Here is a 997-nt window from a genome sequence, read left to right on the forward strand (position 1 = left end):
CTAGTTTTGAAAGAATGAAAAATTATAATTGATTTTATTTTTAAAATTCGCTATAATAATAGATGTCTTTCGAAAAAAGAATATGTCTGGTAATGATGGCGAAGAGGTCACACCCGTTCCCATTCCGAACACGGAAGTTAAGCTCTTCAGCGCCAATGGTAGTTGGGGGTCTCCCCCTGTGAGAGTAGGACGTTGCCAGGCTATTTCACCTTTACATTTTGAGTTTTATAGGAAACATTATATCATTCCGCAGTAGCTCAGTGGTAGAGCATTCGGCTGTTAACCGAACGGTCGTAGGTTCGAATCCTACCTGCGGAGCCATGCTTCCATAGCTCAGCAGGTAGAGCACTTCCATGGTAAGGAAGAGGTCAGCGGTTCGAGCCCGCTTGGGAGCTTCCTAATTGACGATTAAATTATTATTTTAAATAATACGGGCCCTTTGGTCAAGCGGTTAAGACACCGCTCTTTCACGGCGGTAACACGGGTTCGAATCCCGTAAGGGTCACCATATACATAATGGAGGATTAGCTCAGCTGGGAGAGCATCTGCCTTACAAGCAGAGGGTCGGCGGTTCGATCCCGTCATCCTCCACCATTCAATTTGCCGGTGTAGCTCAATTGGTAGAGCAACTGACTTGTAATCAGTAGGTTGGGGGTTCAAGTCCTCTTGCCGGCACCAGTTTTCTGGAGGGGTAGCGAAGTGGCTAAACGCGGCGGACTGTAAATCCGCTCCTTCGGGTTCGGCAGTTCGAATCTGCCCCCCTCCACCATTTTTATAAAAAATTATTTGTTGGTTAGTTATATATTCTCCTTGTCAGGGAAGTATATGATTACCACCTATTTTTTTGTCAAAAAGCAAGATTATTGGGCTATAGCCAAGCGGTAAGGCAACGGATTTTGATTCCGTCATGCGAAGGTTCGAATCCTTCTAGCCCAGCCATTTATATAGCATTGTATATAAATTTAAACAAATAAATATAGATTTTCTCAGTATGTCA

The 997-nt window shown here is 43.9% G+C and carries 7 tRNA genes and 1 rRNA gene; all 8 read left to right on the forward strand.

The window, feature by feature from the left end:
• Positions 1–85 precede the first annotated feature (85 nt).
• The 8 genes from rrf to V179_RS0117780 all read left to right on the forward strand — a co-directional run bounded on the left by rrf (position 86) and on the right by V179_RS0117780 (position 939).
• Positions 86–201: ribosomal RNA gene (gene rrf / locus V179_RS0117745) — 5S ribosomal RNA — on the forward strand.
• Between the two features lie 45 nt (positions 202–246).
• A tRNA-Asn gene (locus V179_RS0117750) sits at positions 247–321 on the forward strand.
• Between the two features lies 1 nt (position 322).
• A tRNA-Thr gene (locus V179_RS0117755) sits at positions 323–395 on the forward strand.
• 38 nt (positions 396–433) lie between these two features.
• Positions 434–508: transfer RNA gene (locus V179_RS0117760), tRNA-Glu, on the forward strand.
• Positions 509–518: 10 nt separating this feature from the next.
• Positions 519–594, forward strand: a tRNA-Val gene (locus tag V179_RS0117765).
• Between the two features lie 8 nt (positions 595–602).
• Positions 603–678: transfer RNA gene (locus V179_RS0117770), tRNA-Thr, on the forward strand.
• A gap of 7 nt (positions 679–685) precedes the next feature.
• A tRNA-Tyr gene (locus V179_RS0117775) sits at positions 686–769 on the forward strand.
• Positions 770–864: 95 nt separating this feature from the next.
• A tRNA-Gln gene (locus V179_RS0117780) sits at positions 865–939 on the forward strand.
• Positions 940–997: the final 58 nt, after the last annotated feature.

Source organism: Bacillus cihuensis (assembly GCF_000504145.1).
Lineage (GTDB): Bacteria > Bacillota > Bacilli > Bacillales > DSM-1321 > Peribacillus > Peribacillus huizhouensis.